General features: G+C 68.4%; 18 protein-coding genes and 1 riboswitch. Of the genes, 7 read left to right on the plus strand and 11 right to left on the minus strand.

Annotated elements, in window-relative coordinates; translation table 11 throughout:
* Positions 1 to 159: 159 nt before the first annotated feature.
* The 3 genes from OG300_RS30080 to fgd all read right to left on the minus strand — a co-directional run bounded on the left by OG300_RS30080 (position 160) and on the right by fgd (position 4,725).
* Complete coding sequence (locus tag OG300_RS30080) at positions 160 to 1,356, minus strand: acetate kinase (RefSeq protein WP_405486736.1); 1,197 nt, start codon at positions 1,354 to 1,356, stop codon at positions 160 to 162.
* Positions 1,353 to 3,434, minus strand: a complete 2,082-nt coding sequence (pta, locus tag OG300_RS30085) for a phosphate acetyltransferase (RefSeq protein ID WP_405486738.1) — start codon at positions 3,432 to 3,434, stop codon at positions 1,353 to 1,355. Before pta ends, OG300_RS30080 begins: the two co-directional genes overlap by 4 nt.
* Positions 3,435 to 3,714: 280 nt before the next feature.
* Positions 3,715 to 4,725 carry a glucose-6-phosphate dehydrogenase (coenzyme-F420) gene (gene fgd / locus OG300_RS30090; protein ID WP_405486740.1) on the minus strand — a complete coding sequence of 337 codons (1,011 nt, stop codon included), beginning with the start codon at positions 4,723 to 4,725 and terminating at the stop codon, positions 3,715 to 3,717.
* A 323-nt stretch (positions 4,726 to 5,048) separates the two neighbouring features.
* Between fgd and OG300_RS30095 the strand changes: the two genes are divergently transcribed.
* Complete coding sequence (locus tag OG300_RS30095) at positions 5,049 to 5,807, plus strand: HAD-IIA family hydrolase (protein ID WP_405498731.1); 759 nt, start codon at positions 5,049 to 5,051, stop codon at positions 5,805 to 5,807.
* A 22-nt stretch (positions 5,808 to 5,829) separates the two neighbouring features.
* Here OG300_RS30095 and OG300_RS30100 read toward each other — a convergent pair whose 3' ends face one another.
* The 5 genes from OG300_RS30100 to OG300_RS30120 all read right to left on the minus strand — a co-directional run bounded on the left by OG300_RS30100 (position 5,830) and on the right by OG300_RS30120 (position 9,273).
* Positions 5,830 to 6,270, minus strand: a complete 441-nt coding sequence (locus OG300_RS30100) for a MarR family winged helix-turn-helix transcriptional regulator (RefSeq protein WP_405486742.1) — start codon at positions 6,268 to 6,270, stop codon at positions 5,830 to 5,832.
* Positions 6,267 to 6,908 (minus strand): type 1 glutamine amidotransferase family protein, encoded by a 642-nt coding sequence (locus OG300_RS30105; RefSeq protein ID WP_405486744.1) that lies wholly within the window; start codon positions 6,906 to 6,908, stop codon positions 6,267 to 6,269. The genes OG300_RS30100 and OG300_RS30105 overlap by 4 nt, the downstream gene beginning before the upstream one ends.
* 103 nt (positions 6,909 to 7,011) lie before the next feature.
* Entirely contained in the window at positions 7,012 to 8,226 is a 1,215-nt protein-coding gene (locus tag OG300_RS30110; protein ID WP_405486746.1) for an O-succinylhomoserine sulfhydrylase, read from the minus strand.
* Positions 8,223 to 8,645 (minus strand): rhodanese-like domain-containing protein, encoded by a 423-nt coding sequence (locus OG300_RS30115; protein ID WP_405486748.1) that lies wholly within the window; start codon positions 8,643 to 8,645, stop codon positions 8,223 to 8,225. The genes OG300_RS30110 and OG300_RS30115 overlap by 4 nt, the downstream gene beginning before the upstream one ends.
* 14 nt (positions 8,646 to 8,659) lie before the next feature.
* Positions 8,660 to 8,775, minus strand: a riboswitch (SAM riboswitch).
* Between the two features lie 66 nt (positions 8,776 to 8,841).
* Positions 8,842 to 9,273 (minus strand): hypothetical protein, encoded by a 432-nt coding sequence (locus OG300_RS30120; protein ID WP_405486750.1) that lies wholly within the window; start codon positions 9,271 to 9,273, stop codon positions 8,842 to 8,844.
* Between the two features lie 263 nt (positions 9,274 to 9,536).
* Here OG300_RS30120 and OG300_RS30125 point away from each other — a divergent pair, with 263 nt between their 5' ends.
* Both OG300_RS30125 and OG300_RS30130 read left to right on the plus strand, forming a co-directional pair.
* Positions 9,537 to 10,937 (plus strand): FAD-dependent oxidoreductase, encoded by a 1,401-nt coding sequence (locus OG300_RS30125; RefSeq protein WP_405486752.1) that lies wholly within the window; start codon positions 9,537 to 9,539, stop codon positions 10,935 to 10,937.
* Between the two features lie 102 nt (positions 10,938 to 11,039).
* Complete coding sequence (locus OG300_RS30130) at positions 11,040 to 11,930, plus strand: amidohydrolase family protein (RefSeq protein WP_405486754.1); 891 nt, start codon at positions 11,040 to 11,042, stop codon at positions 11,928 to 11,930.
* Between the two features lie 16 nt (positions 11,931 to 11,946).
* Here the strand turns inward: OG300_RS30130 and OG300_RS30135 are convergent, their stop codons facing one another.
* Together OG300_RS30135 and OG300_RS30140 are read right to left on the minus strand one after the other, a co-directional pair.
* Entirely contained in the window at positions 11,947 to 12,594 is a 648-nt protein-coding gene (locus tag OG300_RS30135; protein ID WP_405486756.1) for a hypothetical protein, read from the minus strand.
* Positions 12,595 to 12,691: 97 nt separating this feature from the next.
* Positions 12,692 to 13,174, minus strand: coding sequence for a DUF456 domain-containing protein (locus tag OG300_RS30140; RefSeq protein ID WP_405486758.1), 483 nt, complete (start codon positions 13,172 to 13,174; stop codon positions 12,692 to 12,694).
* A 182-nt stretch (positions 13,175 to 13,356) separates the two neighbouring features.
* Between OG300_RS30140 and OG300_RS30145 the strand changes: the two genes are divergently transcribed.
* Entirely contained in the window at positions 13,357 to 14,451 is a 1,095-nt protein-coding gene (locus OG300_RS30145; RefSeq protein WP_405486759.1) for a CaiB/BaiF CoA transferase family protein, read from the plus strand.
* Between the two features lie 77 nt (positions 14,452 to 14,528).
* Here the strand turns inward: OG300_RS30145 and OG300_RS30150 are convergent, their stop codons facing one another.
* Positions 14,529 to 15,071: a YceI family protein gene (locus OG300_RS30150; protein ID WP_405486761.1), complete on the minus strand. Its 543-nt coding sequence runs from the start codon at positions 15,069 to 15,071 to the stop codon at positions 14,529 to 14,531.
* Between the two features lie 102 nt (positions 15,072 to 15,173).
* Here OG300_RS30150 and OG300_RS30155 point away from each other — a divergent pair, with 102 nt between their 5' ends.
* The 3 genes from OG300_RS30155 to OG300_RS30165 all read left to right on the plus strand — a co-directional run bounded on the left by OG300_RS30155 (position 15,174) and on the right by OG300_RS30165 (position 19,792).
* The gene (locus OG300_RS30155) at positions 15,174 to 15,995 is read left to right on the plus strand and encodes a helix-turn-helix transcriptional regulator (RefSeq protein WP_405486763.1); all 822 of its coding nucleotides are present in this window, start codon (positions 15,174 to 15,176) and stop codon (positions 15,993 to 15,995) included.
* 65 nt (positions 15,996 to 16,060) lie between these two features.
* A complete protein-coding gene (locus tag OG300_RS30160; protein ID WP_405486765.1) occupies positions 16,061 to 18,676 on the plus strand; it encodes a LuxR C-terminal-related transcriptional regulator in 2,616 nt (871 codons plus the stop codon).
* A 210-nt stretch (positions 18,677 to 18,886) separates the two neighbouring features.
* A complete protein-coding gene (locus tag OG300_RS30165) occupies positions 18,887 to 19,792 on the plus strand; it encodes a hypothetical protein (RefSeq protein ID WP_405486767.1) in 906 nt (301 codons plus the stop codon).
* Positions 19,793 to 19,949 lie beyond the last annotated feature (157 nt).

Genomic DNA, 19,949 nt, shown 5'->3' on the forward strand with positions numbered 1-19,949 from the left:
GGCAGCCGGGGATCGACGGAACAGGCGAGGGAAGTCGTACCTACCGCGGTTGTGCGTGGTGCGACACGGGTTCCGGGCGGCCCGGAGGAACCGGAGCCGGGTATCACCCTGCCGGGATGATCATGATGTTTTCATGAACCTGTCCCGGCAGTAAGTCGTTCAGCCGACCAGCTCGGCCGAGGCGCGCGCGATGGCGAGCTCCTCGTTGGTCGGCACCACCAGCACCGCGATCTCGGAGTCGTCGGCCGAGATACGCCGGGCCACCCGGCTGCGCTCCGCGTTGCGGTCCGCGTCGACGCGGATGCCGTAGCGTTCCAGCCCTGCCAGCGCCTCCGCCCGCACCCGGGCGTCGTTCTCGCCGACCCCGGCGGTGAAGGTGATGGCGTCCACCCGGCCCAGCTCGATCAGGTACGCGCCGATATAGCGGCGCAGCCGGTGGATGTAGACGTCGAACGCCAATTTCGCGGTGGGATGGCCGGTTTCGATGAGCTGGCCCAGCTCCCGGAAGTCGTTGACGCCGGAGATGCCCTTGATGCCGGAGTGCCGGTTGAGCAGCGCGTCGACATCGTCCACATCCATGCCCGCGGTGCGGATCAGATGGAAGATGATGCCCGGATCCAGATCACCGGAGCGGGTGCCCATGACCAGGCCCTCCAGCGGCGTCAGGCCCATGGTGGTGTCCACCGCCCGGCCCGCGCGGATCGCCGAGGCGGACGCGCCGTTGCCCAGGTGCAGCACGATCTGGTTGAGATCCGCGCGCTCGCGGCCCAGGAATTCGGCGGCCTGCCCGGACACGTAGTCGTGCGAGGTGCCGTGGAAGCCGTACTTGCGGATCCCGTGCGCGGCAGCGACTTCCGCGTCGATGGCGTAGGTCTTGGCGGCCGCCGGCAGCTGATGGAAGAACGCGGTGTCGAACACCGCGACCTGCGGGACGTCCGGCAGCAGCGCGCGAGCGCTCTCGATGCCGATGACGTTGGGCGGATTGTGCAGCGGGGCAAGGGCGGACAGGTCCTCGATGGCCTTCACCACGGTGTCGTCGATGACGGTGGGCTGGTAGAACACCTCGCCGCCGTGCACCACCCGATGCCCGACCGCGCCCAGATCGGCGTGCGCCAGATCCTGGCCGGCGGCGGTGAACAGATCGAACACCACGTGCAGGCCCGCCGCGTGATCGGCGATGGAACCCCGATACTCGAAAGTCCGGTCGCCACAGCTGTGTTCGACGGTCACCACATCGGGCTCGACCTCTTCGCCGATGCGCTGCACGACACCGGACGCGGCGACCTCCGCGGTCGCCGGATCCACCAGCTGGTATTTGATGGACGAGGATCCGGAGTTGATCACCAGAACCTTCATGACGCCTCCTGTTGCGCTTGAATGGCGGTGATGGCAACGGTGTTCACGATGTCGGCGACGAGCGCGCCGCGCGAAAGGTCGTTCACCGGCTTGCGCAGCCCCTGCAGCACGGGGCCGATGGCCACCGCGCCGGCGCTGCGCTGCACCGCTTTGTAGGTGTTGTTCCCCGTATTGAGATCCGGGAAGATGAAAACCGTCGCCTGACCGGCCACCGCGGAATTGGGCAGCTTGGTCTTGGCGACCGCGGGCTCGATCGCCGCGTCGTACTGAATCGGGCCCTCCACCAACAGTTCCGGCGCACGGTCGTGCACCAGCTTGGTGGCGGAGCGCACCTTGTCCACATCCGCACCGGTCCCGGACTCACCGGTCGAGTAGGAGAGCATGGCCACCCGCGGCTCGATGCCGAACTGGGCGGCGGTGCGGGCCGAGGAGATCGCGATATCGGCCAGCTGATCCGAGGTCGGATCCGGCACCACGGCGCAGTCGCCGTAGGCCAGCACCCGATCGCTGAGGCACATCAGGAACACACTGGACACCGTCGAGACGCCCGGCTCGGTCTTGATGATCTCGAAGGACGGCCGGATGGTGTGCGCGGTGGTGTGCGCCGCACCCGACACCATGCCGTCGGCGACCCCCATGTGCACCATCATGGTGCCGAAATACGATATGTCACTCATGAATTCGCGCGCGCGATCGACCGTCATGCCCTTGTGGGCGCGCAGCCGGGCGTACTCCTCGGCGAACTCGTCGCGCAGCGGACAGGTGTGGGGATCGAGCACCTCGGCGGCCTCGATGTCGACGCCGAGTTCGGCGGCCCGGCCGCGCACGCTGGTCTCGTCACCGAGGATGGTGAGATCCGCGATCTTGCGCTGCAGCACGCGACCGGCGGCCCGCAGGATGCGGTCGTCGTCGCCCTCGGGCAGCACGATGCGCTTGCGGTCGTTGCGGGCGCGCTCGATGAGCTGGTATTCGAACATCTGCGGGGTGACGATGTTGGGGATCGGAATCTCGATCTGCTGCAACAGTTCCCGCGGGTCGACCCGCTCCTCCATCAGCGCCAGCGCGGTGTCCACCTTGCGGATGCTCGACAGCGACACCCGGCCGCGGGTCAGCGCGGTGGCCTTCGCGGTCTCGTAGGTGCCGAGCTGGGTCGAGAGGATGGGCAGCTTGGGTTTGAGGCCCGCCATCAGCCGGGCGATGGACGGCTCCGGCAGCATGTCGCCGTTCATGATGATGCCCGCCAGCGACGGAAAGCCTTCGGCCTCATGGGCGTTCACCAGCGCCAGCAGCACGTCGGAGCGGTCGCCGGGGGTGATGACGGCGACGCCGTCGGTGAGCCGTTCCAGAATGTGCTCGGCGGTCATGCCGCCCACGATCACCTCGAGGGCTTCGCGCTGCATGAGTTCCGGGTCGCCGCTGTACATCTGGCCGTCGATGGCCTCGCGCAGCTCCTCCATGGTGGGGGCCTGCAGCAGCGGCACCTCCGGCAGCGCCCAGGACGGCACCGCGCAGGCCGCCTTCAGAGCGGCGGCGTCGGCCTGGAGCTGTTCGGGCTCGCAGCGGTTGGCGATGACGGCCACCAGTTTGGCGTGCTCGGCGACGAGTTCGCTGCGGCACAGCTCCACCAGATGCGTCAATTCCTCTGAGGTGCGGCCCATTCCGCGCACCACCAGCAGCACGGGCGCGCCGAGGTTGACGGCGATGCGGGCGTTGTAGCGCAGTTCGCTGGGGCTGGCGACATCGGTGTAGTCGCTGCCGACGATGAGCACGGCGTCGCACTGCTTGGCGACCGCGTGATAGCGCATGACGATCTCACTGATCGCCGCGTCCGGATCCTCGTGCACCTGTTCGTAGGTGACGCCGGTGGCCTGGTCGTAGTCGACGTCGGCGGTGGAGTGCTCGAGCAGCAGCTCGACGATGTAGTCACGGCCCGTCGCCGAGCGCGTGATGGGCCGGAAGACTCCGACCCGCGGGGTGGTGGCCGCCATGGCCTGCAGGACGCCGAGGGCCACCGTCGACTTGCCGGTGTCGCCCTCGGGGGACGCGATGTACACGCTGGAAACCGTGGTGGCAGCCATGAGCGAAAGACTACCGACCGTTATGGGCCGATTTCCGCGTCTGCCGGACAACACGACAGGTGAGCCGATTGATGCATGTCAGCTATCAATCCCGTTCGGCCGGTCTCAGCAGGGGTTTCCGGCGCGACCGATACCCGGGACGCTGGTGAAGCGACTGCAATCACATGACATATGTCCCGCTCGGAGCCCGGTTCCGAAGCGCGAAACGGCGTCCGGCGGAGGACATTTGCCCATAGCCTCCGGGCCCGGACGCCGTCGCGTCGGCTGTGTCGTGCGGTACTTATGCCAGCGCGCGCAGGCGCGGTGCGAGGTCGCGCTGGAACAGGTCCAGGAAGCGCGGCTGATCGTGGCCCGGCGCGTGGAAGACCAGGTGGTTGAGCCCGGCGTCCAGGTACGGCTTGATCTGCGCGACGGCCTCGTCCGGATCGCTGGCCACGATCCAGCGCTTGGCGATCTGCTCGATCGGCAGCGCGTCGGCGGCGGCCTCCATCTCGATCGGGTCGGTGATGGAGTGCTTCTGCTCCGGGGTCAGCGACAGCGGGGCCCAGAAGCGCGTGTTCTCCAGTGCCAGAGCGGGATCGGTGTCGTAGGAGATCTTGATCTCGATCATCCGGTCGATGTCGTCGATGGTGCGCCCGGCCTTGGCCGCGCCCTCCTCGACGGCGGGCATCAGCTTCTCGGTGTAGAGGTCCATGCCCTTGCCCGAGGTGCAGATGAAGCCGTCGCCCGCGCGACCGGCGTAGCGGGCCACCAGCGGACCGCCCGCGGCGATGTAGACGGGGATGCCACCCTTGGGCACGTCGTAGATCGACGCGCCGACGGTTCGGTAGTACTGGCCGTCGAAGTCGGTGCGCTCACCGGTCCACAGCGCGCGCATCAGGTCGACCGACTCGCGCAGGCGCGCGAAACGCTCCTTGAATTCCGGCCATTCGCCCTGGAAGCCGGTGGCGATCTCGTTGAGCGCCTCACCGGAACCGACACCGAGCATGATGCGGTCGGGGTACAGGCAGCCCATGGTGGCGAAGGCCTGTGCGATCACGGCCGGGTTGTAGCGGAAGGTCGGGGTCAGCACCGAGGTGCCGAGCTGGATGCGCTTGGTGCGCTCGCCGACCGCGGCCATCCAGGCCAGCGAGAACGGCGCGTGCCCGCCGTTGTGCCGCCAGGGCTGGAAGTGATCGCTGACCGTGGCGCTGTCGAGGCCGTGCGCCTCGACCGACACCGCCAGCTCCACCAGTTCGCGCGGGCCGAATTGTTCGGCCGATGCCTTGTATCCGAGCTTGAGGTTCTTCACCTGCGGCACTCCTGTCGCGTTGCTGCGCTTGGGTTGTACGGGCCCAACCTCCCGCTCGACCGTCCTGAGTGCCGGGCATCGCGCGTGGTGACAAACCGGCATGGAACGGCCATACCTCGCACCATAGGTCAGCGGCGGGACGGGATGCGGCAGGGGTCACACCCGACGGGTCGAACCCGGGGTCGGGGGACGATATTCCAGGGATGAGACTGGTCGGACGGTCAGTCAGAGCCGGAATATATGAGCACTCCCCCGCCCGATAGCGGAGAATGTGCGGCGTGACCACTTCTAGCGCAGACCCGATCCTGTCCTACCTCACCGACATGGACGGTGTGCTGGTCCACGAGAATCACATGGTCCCGGGAGCCGACCAGTTCCTCGCCGAACTGCGCGACAACGCCATCCCGTTCCTGGTCTTGACGAACAATTCGATCTACACCGCGCGCGATCTGCAGGCCCGGCTCAAGCACACCGGCCTGGACATCCCCATCGAATCCATCTGGACCTCCGCGCTGGCCACCGCCAACTTCCTGCACGAACAGCGCCCCGAGGGCACCGCCTACGTGGTCGGCGAATCCGGCCTCACCACCGCGCTGCACGAAATCGGTTACGTACTCACCGATTCCGATCCGGACTACGTGGTGCTCGGCGAAACCCGCACCTACAGTTTCGAAGCCATCACCACCGCCATCCGGCTGATCGCCGCCGGCGCCCGCTTCATCGCCACCAACCCCGACGCCACCGGTCCCTCCCGCGAAGGCATCCTGCCCGCCACCGGCTCGGTCGCCGCCCTCATCACCCAGGCCACCGGCAAGAAGCCCTACTACGTCGGCAAGCCCAATCCCCTGATGATGCGTTCGGCCCTGCGCCGCATCGACGCGCACTCCCGCTCCACCGTGATGATCGGCGACCGGATGGACACCGACGTCATCGCGGGCCTGGAGGCGGGCATGCGCACCATCCTGGTCACCACCGGCATCTCCACCCCGGCCCTGGTCGAACAGTTCCCCTACCGCCCGACCTCGATCCTGCCGTCGGTCGCCTCGCTCGTCGGCAAGACCAAGGATCCGTTCTCCGCCTGAGCTGTTCGCTTGTCCCCCTGAGCTATTCGAGGGCGTCCAGCGCGGCGGACAAAGTGGTCAGCGCGTCCACGATGCGGGCCAGCTCATCGATTCCGAGCTGCGCCACCAGCCGCTTCGCCATGGCGGCATGCTGGGGATCGATGGCGCGCACCGCGTCGTGACCGGCTTCGGTGATGGCCACCAGTTTGGCGCGGCGATGCGCCGGGTTCGGGTGATACTCGGCGAAGCCCTTGTCGACCAGCAGATCGGCGACGCGCTGCACGCTCTGTCGGGTGATGCCCATCTCCCGGGCGATACCGGCCACCGGCAGCGGTTCGTGCAGCACCGCGCCCAATACCTGCCACCAGGCCACCGTGATACCCGACGGCTTGGCCAATTCCTCGGCGATGGAAAGGAATTGGCCGTTCAGCTTGAACGAGGTGACCGCCGCGGTGGCGAACAGCCGCTGACCGTCGGCCGTCATACCGTCGCGGCCGTACGACCGGCCTCGTACTCGGCGAGCGCGAAAAAGCCTGCGGGATCGTTGTTTCCGTAGAGCTGGTACCAGGCTTCCAGGATGTGCGGTTCGAAGATGTCGAGGCGGCCCAGGATGGCGCGGGCGAATTCCACCGGGCGGGTGCCGGTCGCGGTGATCAGATCACCGTCGGTGACGGCCGGTTCGTAGACGAAGTGTTCGCCGCCCGAGTATCCGCTGTAGGCAAGGTATTCCGCCGCGTTGCTGGTGTGCGGGCGGTCGTTCAGCAGGCCCTCGGCCGCGAGACCGAAGGTGGCGCCGCAGATGGCGGCCACCGGCACACCGGCCGCCAGGAACTCGCGCGCCTTCGCGCCGAAGGGGCCGAACGCGGCGGGATCCGCTTCCAGGGCCAGGCCCGGCAGGATCAGCATGGCACTGTCGGCGGGCTTCAGATCCGCGAGCACGACGTCCGGCGTGACGCGCATGCCACCCATCGAGGTGACCGGTTCAGCGGTGGGTCCGACCGTCTTCACCTGCCAGGTTCCCGGCTCGCGATGCCACAGCGGGCGGTTGATGTGCGCGGTCGCGTGGCCGGGCTCCCAGTCGGAAAAGGTGTCGTAGACGGCCAGGTGCACGGTCTTCATCATGACAGCATACTGTCATCTTTGACAGGATGCTGTCAATGGCTCTTCGAAACGCGAGAAAGGCCGGAACCCTCGTGGGTTCCGGCCTTTCTTGGACAGTTTTCGATCAGCCCAGGGCGCGATCGAGGTCGTTGAGCAGATCCTCGATGTCTTCCAGCCCGACCGACAGCCGCACCACGCCGTCCGTGATGCCAACGGCCGCACGGCCTTCCGGCCCCATCGCGCGGTGCGTGGTGGTGGCCGGATGGGTGATCAGCGACTTGGCGTCGCCCAGGTTGTTGGAGATGTCGATGATGCGCAGCCCGTTGAGCACCTCGAAGGCGCGCTTCTTGGCCTCGTGCTCGGGAGCCTTCAGTTCGAAGGTGATCACCGTGCCGCCGCCCGACATCTGGCGCTGGGCCAGCTCGTACTGCGGGTGCGAGGACAGGAACGGGTACTTCACCCACGCCACGGCCGGGTGGCTCTCCAGGAACTCGGCCAGCCGCAGCGCGGACTCGACCGACTGGCGCAGCCGCAGCGGCATGGTCTCCAGACCCTTGAGCAGCGTCCAGGCGTTGAACGGGCTCATGGCCGGACCGGTATGGCGCATAAGGGTTTTCACCGGGCCGTCGATGTAGTCCTTCGGCCCGAGGATCGCGCCGCCGAGCACCCGGCCCTGGCCGTCGATGTGCTTGGTGCCCGAGTACACGGTGATATCCGCGCCGAGATCGAAGCCCCGCTGCAGCAGCGGAGTGGCGAAGACGTTGTCCAGCACCACTTTCGCGCCCGCCGCGTGCGCGAGGTCGGAGACCGCGCGGACATCGGTGAGCGCCTGCATCGGATTGGACGGGGTCTCGAAGAACACGGCCTGGGTCGGCACCGACAGCGCCCGCTCCCACTGGTCGAGGTCCTCGCCGTCGACGAAGACGGTCTCCACGCCCCAGCGCGGCAGGATCTCGTTGGCGACCACGAAGCAGGAGCCGAACAGGCTGCGCGCGGCCACCAGTCGATCACCGGCGCCGAGCAGCGCGCCCAGCGCGGTGAACACCGCGGACATGCCGGAGGCGGTGGCGAAACACGCTTCCGCGCCGTCGATCAGCCGCAGTCGCTCCTCGAACATGGCGACCGTCGGATTGCCGTAGCGCGAGTAGACGAAGTGCTCGATCTCGCCGGTGAAGGCGGCCTCGGCCGCCTCGGCGCTCTCGTAGACGAAACCCGAATTGAGGAACAGCGCCTCCGAGGTCTCGTCGTAGCCGCTGCGCCGGGTGCCGCCGCGCACGCCGAGCGTGGCGGGGCCGACGCCCTCGGGCAGCGGACGCTCGAACGAACCACCGTGAATCATGACTGCCTCCATGGCAGGCCGTCGGCACGCCAACCGGTGACGCCGCGATGGCCCTGCCCGTCCAGCCCGCCCTCGAAACCGTCGACGACGTTGAAGGACGGTGCGATGCCGAGGGTGGTGGCGGTGGTGGCCGCGCCGATGGAGCGCTGGCCGGACCGGCAGATGAAGATCACCGGCGCGTCCGAGTCGGCGGCACGCTCACCGAGCGCCTGCTGCAACTGGTCGGTGAAGCGATCGTTGCGCGTGCCGGTGGCGTCGACCCACTCGATCAGCGCGGTGGGTCGGCCGATGCCGCTGGTGTCGGGCACGCCGACGAAACGCCATTCGGCTTCCGTGCGCACGTCGATCAGCACCGCGTCCGGGTTGTCGCGCAACAGCTCCCACGCCTGTTTGGGCGTGATATCACCCGCGTAGCTCACCTGTACCTCCTGTGAATCCGCACTTGCCGCGTCGTGGTTCGACGCGTGGCCAGGTCGTCACCCGGAGCACCCCACCGCGGAGGAGGGTTGCCGATCAGCGAGCCGGGGCTTGGCGCTGATACTCATGACCTGGGATGAGATTGCCCAACCCGAGGCCCCGGTGTCAAACGTTTCCATCGGTCAGCGGCCGAAATCCCTAATTACACACCGACCAGGCGGAATCCGCCCGGGTGAAGTGCCATGTCGAGGTGGATTGCAGCCCGTCGACGGTGAAACTCACCTGGGCAGTGGCCTTGTCGCCGTCGACGGCGGCATCGGTGAGCTTGTCGAAGGTGATCTGGCGTCCGGTGGCCTGCGCGACGCGCAGCGGGGAGCGGTTCGCGTCGAAGTCCTTGCAGGCGTAGGACTCACCGGATTTGTCGGTGCCGTCGGCGACCGCGATGAACCGGGTGGCCACGAGCGAGAGCCGATCGGAATCTGTGACATTCTTCTCAACCGGCGACACCAGGGTCGCTATCACGATGCCGAGCACCACGAAGACGATCAGACCGGCCGCGACCAGGAACGGCCACATGCTGCGGTTGTCGCCCTGATCGATTTCGGCCGGGGTTTCCTCGACGTCGCTCATGGCTTGATCATGCCTGGTCGACGCCCGCCCGGACGCACGGCATTCCCACAGTTCACCGCCCTGCGCGCGGAGCACGGCGTGAGTCACCGATAGAATCAGCACAATTTCCGCCCCAGGTGCGGAATAGCAGTACATCGCAGCAACGCTGCAGCGTCGGGGGCCAACGAGGGTACCCGGAGCCAGGGCGTCAACTTAGCCTAAGCTAAGAACGACGGCTGAGTATTGACGGCAAGTTAGTTTCGACCCAAAGGGTGCGCGGAAGAATGACCGAACAGAGTGCAGCGACCCGCCCGCTACGCATTGCGATCGTGGGCGCCGGACCGGCCGGTATTTACGCCGCCGATGCGTTGATGAAGTCCGATGCGGACGTGAGCATCGATCTGTACGAGCGCATGCCCGCGCCGTTCGGCCTCATCCGCTACGGCGTCGCCCCCGACCACCCGCGTATCAAGGGCATCATCACCGCCCTGCACAAGGTGCTCGACAAGGACCAGGTCCGGCTGCTGGGCAATATCGACTACGGCGTCGACATCACCCTCGAGGATCTGCGCCGCTTCTACGACGCGGTCATCTTCTCCACCGGCGCGAATGCCGATCGGGCCCTGGAGGTTCCGGGCATCGACCTCGACGGTTCCTTCGGTGCCGCGGACTTCGTGTCCTGGTACGACGGCCACCCGGACGTGCCGCGCACCTGGCCGCTGGACGCGGAGAAGGTCGCGGTCCTCGGCGTCGGCAACGTCGCCCTGGACGTGGCGCGCGTGCTGGCCAAGACCGGCGACGAACTGCTGCCGACCGAGATCCCGCCGAACGTCTACGACGGCTTGAAGGCCAACAAGGCCCTCGAGGTGCACGTGTTCGGCCGCCGCGGTCCCGCGCAGGCCAAGTTCACCCCGCTGGAACTGCGCGAGCTCGATCACTCGCCGACCATCGAGGTCATCGTCGCGCCCGAGGACATCGACTACGACGAGGGCTCCGAGGCCGCGCGCCGCCACTCCAAGCAGGTCGACATGATCTGCAATACGTTGGAGCAGTGGGCCATTCGCGATGTCGGCGACCGCCCGCACAAGCTGTTCCTGCACTTCTTCGAGAGCCCCTCGGAGATCGTCGGCACCGACGGCAAGGTGACCGGTCTGCGCACCGAGCGCACCCAGCTCGACGGCACCGGAAACTGCAAGGGCACCGGCGAATTCAAGGACTGGGACATCCAGGCCGTCTACCGCGCGGTCGGCTACCTGTCGCAGAACATCCCCGCGCTGCCCTTCGACGAGCAGGCCGGGACCGTCCCCAACGAGGCCGGCCGCGTGCTGGTCGACGAGGACGCCGACGGCTCCGCCCGCTACGAGCCCGCCACCTACGTCACCGGCTGGATCAAGCGCGGCCCGGTCGGCCTCATCGGCCACACCAAGGGCGACGCCAACGAGACCATCGCCTGCCTGCTCGACGACGCCGCGAACTTCGCCCCGGCCCCCGAGCCGGAACTCGACGCGGTCACCGCGTTCCTGGAGTCCAAGGGCGTCCCGTTCACCACGTGGGCCGGTTGGTACCGCCTCGACGCGCACGAGCGCGCCCTGGGCGAGCCGCAGGGCCGCGAGCGCGTCAAGGTCGTCGAGCGCGACGAGATGCTCGCCGCCAGCGAGCCCGGCAAGATCGTCACCGCCGACTGACCGAGGAGACCGAACCGGCGGGCGGGGTGCTGTGACCAGCACGAATCCGCCAGCCGGACAAGGTCATCCACACATGTCACCGTTCTGAGGCATGCTGATCTGGTGTTCGATGCCCATGTCCACATCATCGATCCGCGGTTCCCGCTGATCGAGAACGAGGGCTACCTGCCCGACCCCTACACCATCGCCGACTATCGCCGCCGGATGGCGCGCTTCGATATCGACGGTGGTGCGGTGGTCAGCGGCTCCTTCCAGGGCAACGATCAGAGCTACCTGCTGGCCGCGCTCGGCGAACTCGGCGACAACTGGGTGGGCGTCACCAACCTGCACATCGACACCTCCGACGCGGAGATCATCGACCTGAACCGGGCCGGGGTGCGGGCCATCCGCTTCAACCTCAAGCGCGGCGGCGGCGACATCGTCGGGCTCACCATGCTGGCGCTGCGCGCCTACGAGCTGGCGGGCTGGCACGTCGAGCTCTACATCGACGGCTCCATGCTGGGCTCGCTGGAACCGGTCATCACCAAGTTGCCGAAACTGTCCATCGATCACATGGGCATGTCCGACGACTGCCTGCCGTACCTGCTCAACCTGGTCGACCGCGGGGCCAAGGTGAAGGCCTCCGGATTCGGGCGGGTGTCGATGAATATCGGTGCGGCACTGCGCAAAATCCACACCGTCAACCCCGAGGCGCTGATGTTCGGCTCGGACCTGCCCGGCACCCGTGCGGGCCGCCCGTTCCGCAATACCGATATCGACCTGATCGGCGACGCGGTGGGCTCCGACCTGCGCCGCGTCCTGGACGACAATGCCCGCGCCTTCTACGGCCTGCCCGCCCGGGTGACCCGGCTCGCGGATCCGGACCGCACCCCGCCGAGGGCCACCGGGGAATCGCCGACCCTGCGGCTACCGGTCGCGGACCTGGCGAAACAGCCTGCGCCGGACACCCTTCCGCTGCCGATCATCGACCCGCGCCGCCGCAAACGCGGCTAGTCCGGAAGCGCTCGGCTCAGAGCGCGATCTGATCGAGCTCGTGCACCGAGGTCGCCTCGGGATGCTGCAAACTCTCCAGCGCGCCCCGGGCGCAGCCCTCGGTGAAACCGCTCCACGCGCCCGCCATCCCGGCCAGCGCCGCCGCGGTCAGAATGCCGACCGGGTTCAGCGACAGCACCGCGAGCAGCCCACCGGTGATGGCGGCGATGAGGCCCGCGACCACCGCGGTCGACAGTCCCTTGTCGACGCAGGCCTCCGCGGCCGCACCCGCCCGCCGCACTCCGCTCGCCGCGATCCGCGCGCCCTCGGTGACCACACCCATCACCCGTGCCGAAAGTTCCCTGCCCGCACCGCCGATGGTCAATTCCAGCGGCATCACCACGCCGTCGACGAGGACCTGCGGCACCACCTGTTCGACGAGCCGACCGTTGCGGTCCACCACGTCGATCCAGCCATTCGCGGTGTCCTCGACGAACTTTCCGGAGGACAGGGCCAAACGAGCGCCCGCGCCTTCGACATTGGTGGCCAGCAGGGTCGCACCGTCGAAGACGGGACCGGCGGTGGCGGGCTGGATCGGCAGCAGCATCGCGGCCGCGATCAGCGCGGGCAGGACGACCGGCGACAGCAGGGTGTCGCGGGTGAGCGGAAGCGACGGGCCGCGCATGAGTACCTCCCTCGGGCGCAACCCAATAGAACACCGATCGGTCTTCTTTATCGGGCAGCACACCGCCCGGGCGGCGAGTCGCGCCGTCCCCCGTGCGCTAGATCAGGACCGCGCCCAGCAGCCAGGTCCCGGCCGCCAGCAGGCCGCCGAAGAGTTCGATCAGCATCGACAGACCCGCGCCCTTGAGCGCGTGCACGGTGGAGGTCCAGGCGGGTCCCTGGGCGCGCAATCGCCAGAGTTCCCAAAGGTAAACGCCCAGAACGAAACCCAGGAACAGGCCGACGACCGGGACCATGAAGAAGCCGACGATGCCGAACACCGCGCCGACCAGCAGGGCACGGTTCGGCACTCCCGCGGCCTTCAATTTGCGACCGGGCCAGGTGTACTTGATGACACCGCTGAGCACGAGAAACACTGTGCAGACGGCGAATACGGTCCAGGCGGCGGACCCGCCGGTGAGGATCGCCCAGACCAGCACTGCCGCGAAGATGAGAATCACCCCGGGCAGGATCGGCACCACGATGCCCGCCAACCCGATCAGGATCGCCAAGCCGACCAGCAGCTCGCCCCACGCGCTCACCCGGACTCCTTCGTTCGCCTCGTCCCCGCATTGTCGGGCATGCGCGCGGAAACGGACAGCCGACCGGGTCCCCGGATGGCCGTGCCCGGCTTGCCAGGCCGCACCGGGTCCGCGTTATTGTCATAGCGTCAATACCGGCGCTGTGAGCCGGTGCGCCGATTCGACGATGAACGAGGCAGAACGTGAGCACTTCATCCACCAGGCAGGGCCCGCTCGCGGGCGTCCGCGTTGTCGAACTGGCCGGGATCGGGCCCGGCCCCCACGCGGCGCTGCTGCTCGCCGACCTCGGCGCGGACGTGGTGCGGGTACAGCGCGCCGGGCAGTTCCCGGGCTTCATGGAACGGCCGCAGTGGCGCGGACGCACCATCGTCGAGGCCAACCTGAAGGATCCCGCCGACATCGAGAAGGTGCTCGGGCTCATCGAGAAGGCCGACGTGCTGCTCGAAGGCTTCCGCCCCGGCGTCACCGAGCGCATGGGCCTGGGTCCCGACGTTGCGCTGCAACGCAATCCGCGCCTGGTGTACGGCCGGATGACCGGCTGGGGACAGTTCGGCCCGCTGTCGGACCGCGCCGGACACGACATCAACTACATCTCGCTGACCGGTGTGCTCAACGCCATCGGCCGCAAGGGCGAACGGCCGGTCCCGCCGCTGAACATGGTCGGCGACTTCGGCGGCGGCTCCATGTTCCTGGTCTTCGGCATCCTGGCCGCGCTGGTGGAACGGCAGAACTCCGGGCAGGGCCAGGTCATCGACGCGGCCATGATCGACGGCGCACTGTCGCTGTCGCACATGATCTGGGGCATGAAGGGCATGGGACTGTGGTCCGATGAACGCGGCACCAACCTGCTCGACACCGGCATGGCGTTCTACGACACCTACGAGACGTCCGACGGCAAGTACCTGGCCGTCGGCTGCATCGAGCCGCAGTTCTACGCGGAATTCCTGAAGGGCCTCGAGATCGATCCCGAAGGCCTGCCGCATCAGCTGGATCCGGCCGGGCAGGACCAGCTGCGCAAGCTGTTCACCGACAAGATCAAGACCCGGACCCGCGACGAGTGGTGGGCCATCTTCGAGCACACCGACGCCTGCACCACACCCGTACTGACCTTCACCGAGGCCGAGCAGAACCCGCACATCCAGGCCCGCACCGGACTCATCGAACTCGACGGCGTGGTGCAGCACGCACCCGCGCCGCGGTTCTCGCGCACCCCGTCCGCCGTGCCGACCCCGCCGCCGAACGAGGGCACCCCGATCGAAACGGTCTGGGCCGACTAGAAAATCCCGAAAACAGCCGAGCGGCGGCATCGTAAACGATGCCGCCGCTTGATGATTCGGGGTCCGAGCGTCGAAGCTTACGCGTCCGGCGCGACGAGCTGGATGTCCAGCTCGATGGCGATCTTGTCGCTGAGCATGGCGGTCGGCAGGCCGGGGGCCACCTCGAACTCGCTGCGCTTGATGGTGCCGGTGGCGTTGAAGCCGGCGTGCTCCTTGTTGTCCTGCGGGAAGACCTGCACGCCGCCCCACTCGACGTCGAGGGTGACCGGCTTGGTGATGCCGCCGATGGTGGCCTCGCCGACGACCTGGAACTCCTCGGTCAGCGCGACCGGCTCCGGTACGCGGAAGGTCAGGTGCGGGCGGTTCTCGACATCGAGGATGTCGGCGCTGCGGACGTGGCCGTCGCGCATCTCGTTGCCGGTGTCGAAGGAGTCGAACCAGATGGTGGCCTCGATGGCGGCGGCACCGGTGTTGTCCACCACGAAGGCGGTCTCGAACCGGTTGAAACGGCCGCGGACCTTGGAGATGCCCAGGTGCTTCACGGTGAAGTTGACCGAGGAGTGGGCCGCGTCGAGGGTCCAGGCGCCGGGTGCGAGAGTGGTCTGCTCGGAAGTCGTCATGTCAACCACCATAACCGGACTTCGGTCCGCTTATCCACACCGTGGTGATCCAGGGACTGACAGGGCTGGGATAACAAGACCGGGAACAGGCACTATGGAGTGGTGTCCCGATCCGACTTCGCCGAATTCCTGATCGCCCGGCGCGCCCAGCTGCAACCCGAAACCGTCGGCCTGCCCGCTGGCCGCCGCCGGCGCACCCCCGGCCTGCGCCGCGAGGAAGTCGCCGCCCTCGCCGGAGTCAGCGCGGACTACCTGGCCCGCCTGGAACAGGGACGCGACACCAACCCCTCCATGGCGGTGCTCGGCGCACTCGCGGAAGCCTTGCGGCTCAACGAGATCGAACGCCATCACTTCGGGCAGCTGGCCATGAGCATGGAACAGAAGACCAGCTGCCCCGCCAGCGGGCAGGCTCGCGAAGAGGTCTCCGAGACCGTGCAGGCCGTCATCGACGCCCTCCAGCCCACCCCGGCCTTCATGATCGGCCGCTGGCAGAACCTGCTGGCCTACAACCCGGCTTGGCGCGACTTCGCCGAACCCCTCGGCCTTTTCGACGACGAGATCCACGGCAACTTCGCGGTCTACGTCTTCGCGCATCCGGCGGCGCAGAAGGTCTTCCTGAACTGGTCGGCCCTCGCCGACCTGGTGGCCTCCGCGCTGCGTGCGGCGCAGACCCGCTTCCCGGACGACACCGCCATCGAATCGACCATCGCCACCCTGAGTCGGTACCCCGAGTTCGATCGGCGCTGGCGTGAGCACCTGGTCACCGATCGCCGCTCGCTGGTGCTGACCGTCGCGCACCCGCTGCGCGGCGAGGTCGAGATCGAGGTGGCGACCCTCGACCCGGCCGCCGACCAGACCGTCATGGTCTGGCTGGTCGACCGCCGACAGGTCCGCAGCCCCGGATTACGGCTGGTCAACGAATAAATCGCCGGTTCCCCCGGCGGTCGTTCCCACTGCTCACGAAGCCCTCGCGCACTACAGTTGAACCCATGGCTCGGAACTGGCCGATGGTCGAGCGGGAGAGCGAACTCGAAGCGATCACCTCGGCACTCACCGGCAACGACGTGGTCGGCACCGTCCTCACCGGCGACGCGGGAGTGGGCAAAACCACCCTCGCCCGGCAGGCCACCGCCGCCGTCGGCGGCAATATCCGCTGGGTCGCGGGCACCGAATCCGCGCGCAGCATCCCACTCGGCGTCTTCGCGCACATGGTCGGCGTCTACACCGCGCACGACCCGGTCACCTTCATGGCCGCCGCCCGCGAAGCCCTGCTCGCCGACGGGCACACCATCATCGGCGTCGACGACGCCCACCTGCTCGACCAGCTCTCCGCCACCCTGCTGCTGCAACTGGCCATCGACAAGGCCGCCCACATCGTCGCCACCGTGCGCAGCGGCGTCCAGGTGCCCGACGCGGTCACCTCGCTGTGGAAGGACGGGCACCTGCTGCGCATGGACCTGCGGCCGTTCACCCAGCGGCAGAGCATCGAACTCGCGGAATCCATGCTCGGCGGGCAACTCGAAGGCTTCACCGCCAACCTGATGTGGGAATCCTCCGGCGGCAACGCGCTTTTCCTGCGTCACCTCATCGAGGGCGCGCTGGAAGCCGGGACGCTGCGGCAGGTCAACGGGGTGTGGCAGCTGCGCGGGCGGGCCGCGGTCACCTCGGAACTGGCTGCGCTGCTGGAGGATCGGGTGGAGCAGCTGCCCGAAGCGGTACTGCGGGTGCTGGAACTGCTCACCTTCTGCGAACCCATCGACCTCGACGTGCTGTCCGAACTCGCCGGGGACGAGGCCGTCGAATCGGCCGAATCACGCGGTCTCATCAGGATTGTCGAGCACAGCCGCCAGCTGCTGGTGCGCTACAACCACCCGCTGTTCGGCGAGGTGATCCGGCGGCGCCTGGGCATCGCGTCGGCACGGCGACTGCGCGGACGGCTGTACTCCTCGCTCAAGGACCGGCCGGTGCACTCCGCCGCCGAACGCATCCGGCTCGCCGAATTGGCTTTGGACAGCGACAAATCCGCGGACCTCGAACTGTTCGAGGCCGCCGCCGCGGACGCCATCGGACTGGCGAATCTGCCACTGGGCGAACGCTTCGCGCGCGCCGCCGTGGAACGCCGCGGTGGCGTCGAGGCCGCCGACCTGCTGGCCCGGGCCCTGCTGTGGCAGGGGCATCGCATCGAAGCCGAACGCACCCTCGCCGGATTCGACCCCGACCAGCTGAACGAGGTGCAGCTGGCCCGCTGGGGCAGCACCCGGGTCTCCAACCTGCTGTGGTCCATGGGCGACGCCGACCGCGCCGACGCCGTCCTCGAACAGGTGCGCAGCCGGGCGAAACACCCGAAAGTCGTTGCCACCCTGGACGGTCTGGCCTCCGCGACCGCGGTCAACGAGAACAAGCTCGACGAGGCGTTCGCGCTCGCCGAACCCGTCATGGCCGCCACCGACGCACCCCCGTGGGCGGTGTGGTGGGCGGCCTTCGGCGGCGGACTCGCGCTGGCGCTGATGGGGCGCGGCGAGGCCGCCAGCCGGTACGCGGCCCGCGGGCACGCGGTCGAATCGCATATCGACGGGCTCAACCGGTTCATGTCCACGCACGCGGAGGTGCTGGCGCTCACCTTCACCGGCGAACTCGACGCCGCGAGACGTTGCGCCAGTAGCTCTTACGGCTACTCCTCCCCCGGCCAATACCTGGCCTGGGGCATGACCAAGATCCTGCAGGGCACCGTCGACGTGGCCCAGGGACACTTCCCGCAGGGCATCGACAACCTGGAACAGGCCCTCGCGGCCCTCACCACCGAGGGCGCGGCCGCCTGGATGTTCCCGGCGAGACTCCGCCTGGCCGAAGCGTATTCGGCGCTGGGGCGGGCCTCCGACGCCGCCGAATCCATCGCCGCCGCGGCCGAACGCGGCGGACGGCACAGCGCCGTCTACGAACCCCTGCTCGAACTCGCGCGCGCCCAGCAGGCCGCCGCCGAGGGCACCGTCACCCCGGCCATCCGGCTCGCGCTCAGCGCCGCCGACCTGGCGGCACGGTCGCATCAGCACGCCATCGAGGCCATCGCGCTGCACACCGCGGCCCGCTTCGGCGACCACACGGTGGCCGGGCGGCTCGCCGACCTGGCCGCCCGCATCGACGGCCGCCTGGTGCAGGCGCAGGCCCGGCACGCGGTCGCCGTCGCCGCCCACGACGGACCCGGATTGGACACCGCCGCAGCCGAATTCGAGGACATCGGGGCGCTGCTGTCGGCGGCGGACGCGGCCGCGCAGGCGGCCGACGCCCACGAACGCGCCGGGGATCGGCGGCGGCTACTGGAGTCCGCGGCCGCCGCCAACCGGCTGGCCGCCGCCTGCGGCGGGGCGTCCACGCCCGCGCTGCGACAGTCCGCGCAACCGCTCCCGCTGACCTCGCGGGAACGCGAGATCGCCAACCTGGTCGCGGCCGGACTGTCCAACCGGCAGATCGCGGATCGGCTGACGGTGTCGGTGCGCACCGTCGAGGGGCATCTGTATCGGGCGTGCATCAAGCTCGACGTCACTGATCGGGAAGCGCTCGCGGATCTCATGCGGAGCGGGTCATCTTCGGGCAAATTGGATAATTAAGCCCGGAAGGTGGTTGACACGTCGACTACCTGGACTTATGTGTGAAATGTCTCGCCCTTTTACGTCACGGGTGCCCTAGCCGATTTCCGCACTGGATCACACAGCTTCCTATCAGTTAACATCCCGCCGAGTGGCCTGCTGGACGCCACAGGGGAGACGTTCCAATCTGATGAGGGTGGTGTTTTCGGCGTGACCCGTCGGCATCGAGAAATGAATACCGGCGTATTCCGCAACGCCATCCGTCCCGCCGTCGGCGTGCTGCCGGTGGCCATGGCCATCGCCTGCGCCTCGGTCGCGCAGGCCGTGCCGCAGCCCGGGGTCATCGCGCCCGGCGCGGGTTCACCGGGTGCGGCCGGTAATTCCGAATCGCGGCAGCCCGGCACCACCGTCGGTCCGACGGCACCGACCTCGCCGCAGGTCGAATACGTCGTGCCGGAGAACCACCGGCCCGTCCCGGTCCAGACCGAACCGGCCCCCGCCGTGAACTGGCAGGAACTGCACTACCCCGAGCCCGTGGCACCGGTCGCACCCATCGCGCCCCCGCCACGCACCGTGCGGATCGGCGACTTCTACACCCCGGCTCCCGACGAGGTGCCGGACGACATCCTGAACCCGGTCAACGACGCGTCCGCCAATCTCGAAGCGGGAGCATCAACCTTCTTGCAGTCGGTCGGCGTCAACCCGTCGCGCTCCGACAAGATCTCCGCCATGGGCGCTGCGGGCGCGGTCACCGGTGCCGCACTGCTGGGTGGTGCGGCCGCTATCGGCGGCGGCTTGGTCGGAGCCGGCATCGGCGGCCTGGCCGGCGCGGCCGCGGGCGCGGCCATCGGTGCGGGCATCGGCACCGGCGTGCTCGTGGCGACCGCGGGCGCGGCAGCCGCCGCCACCGGCGGGATCGGTGCCGCCATCGCGGTGCCCGAGGCACCGGCGATGGTCGGCGGCGGCGCGCTCATCGGACTCGGTGTCGGCGCTGCGGCCGGGGCCGCGGCCGGTGCGGCGATCGGCGCTGCGGTCGTGGGCATTCCGGTCGCGGTGGTCGGCGGTGTGGTCGGCGGCGGCATCGGTGCGGTCATCGGTGGCGCGGACGTCGACACGGTCGTCAACGGCGCGTTCTAGTTCTTCGGCCGCCGCCCGAGCGCGGGCGGCGGCAGGTTCGCACCCCTGAAATTACGGCGAGGAGCGGTCCGGCGGCCATCGGCACGACAATCGCCAGGTCGATCCAGAAGCGCTGTCCGGTAAGCCGATTCGCTGATCGAGTGCGGTTCTCGGCAGG

It is taken from the genome of Nocardia sp. NBC_00511 (assembly GCF_045161165.1).
Lineage (GTDB): Bacteria > Actinomycetota > Actinomycetes > Mycobacteriales > Mycobacteriaceae > Nocardia.

Coding starts and splice junctions, on each gene's coding strand:
- OG300_RS30150 (WP_405486761.1), bottom strand. CDS start 15,071: ATGACGACTTCCGAGCAGACCACTCTCGCACCCGGCGCCTGGACCCTC.
- OG300_RS30105 (WP_405486744.1), bottom strand. CDS start 6,908: ATGATGAAGACCGTGCACCTGGCCGTCTACGACACCTTTTCCGACTGG.
- pta (WP_405486738.1), bottom strand. CDS start 3,434: ATGGCTGCCACCACGGTTTCCAGCGTGTACATCGCGTCCCCCGAGGGC.
- OG300_RS30110 (WP_405486746.1), bottom strand. CDS start 8,226: ATGATTCACGGTGGTTCGTTCGAGCGTCCGCTGCCCGAGGGCGTCGGC.
- OG300_RS30095 (WP_405498731.1), top strand. CDS start 5,049: ATGGACGGTGTGCTGGTCCACGAGAATCACATGGTCCCGGGAGCCGAC.
- OG300_RS30100 (WP_405486742.1), bottom strand. CDS start 6,270: ATGACGGCCGACGGTCAGCGGCTGTTCGCCACCGCGGCGGTCACCTCG.
- OG300_RS30160 (WP_405486765.1), top strand. CDS start 16,061: ATGGCTCGGAACTGGCCGATGGTCGAGCGGGAGAGCGAACTCGAAGCG.
- OG300_RS30120 (WP_405486750.1), bottom strand. CDS start 9,273: ATGAGCGACGTCGAGGAAACCCCGGCCGAAATCGATCAGGGCGACAAC.
- OG300_RS30165 (WP_405486767.1), top strand. CDS start 18,887: ATGAATACCGGCGTATTCCGCAACGCCATCCGTCCCGCCGTCGGCGTG.
- OG300_RS30080 (WP_405486736.1), bottom strand. CDS start 1,356: ATGAAGGTTCTGGTGATCAACTCCGGATCCTCGTCCATCAAATACCAG.
- OG300_RS30125 (WP_405486752.1), top strand. CDS start 9,537: ATGACCGAACAGAGTGCAGCGACCCGCCCGCTACGCATTGCGATCGTG.
- OG300_RS30135 (WP_405486756.1), bottom strand. CDS start 12,594: ATGCGCGGCCCGTCGCTTCCGCTCACCCGCGACACCCTGCTGTCGCCG.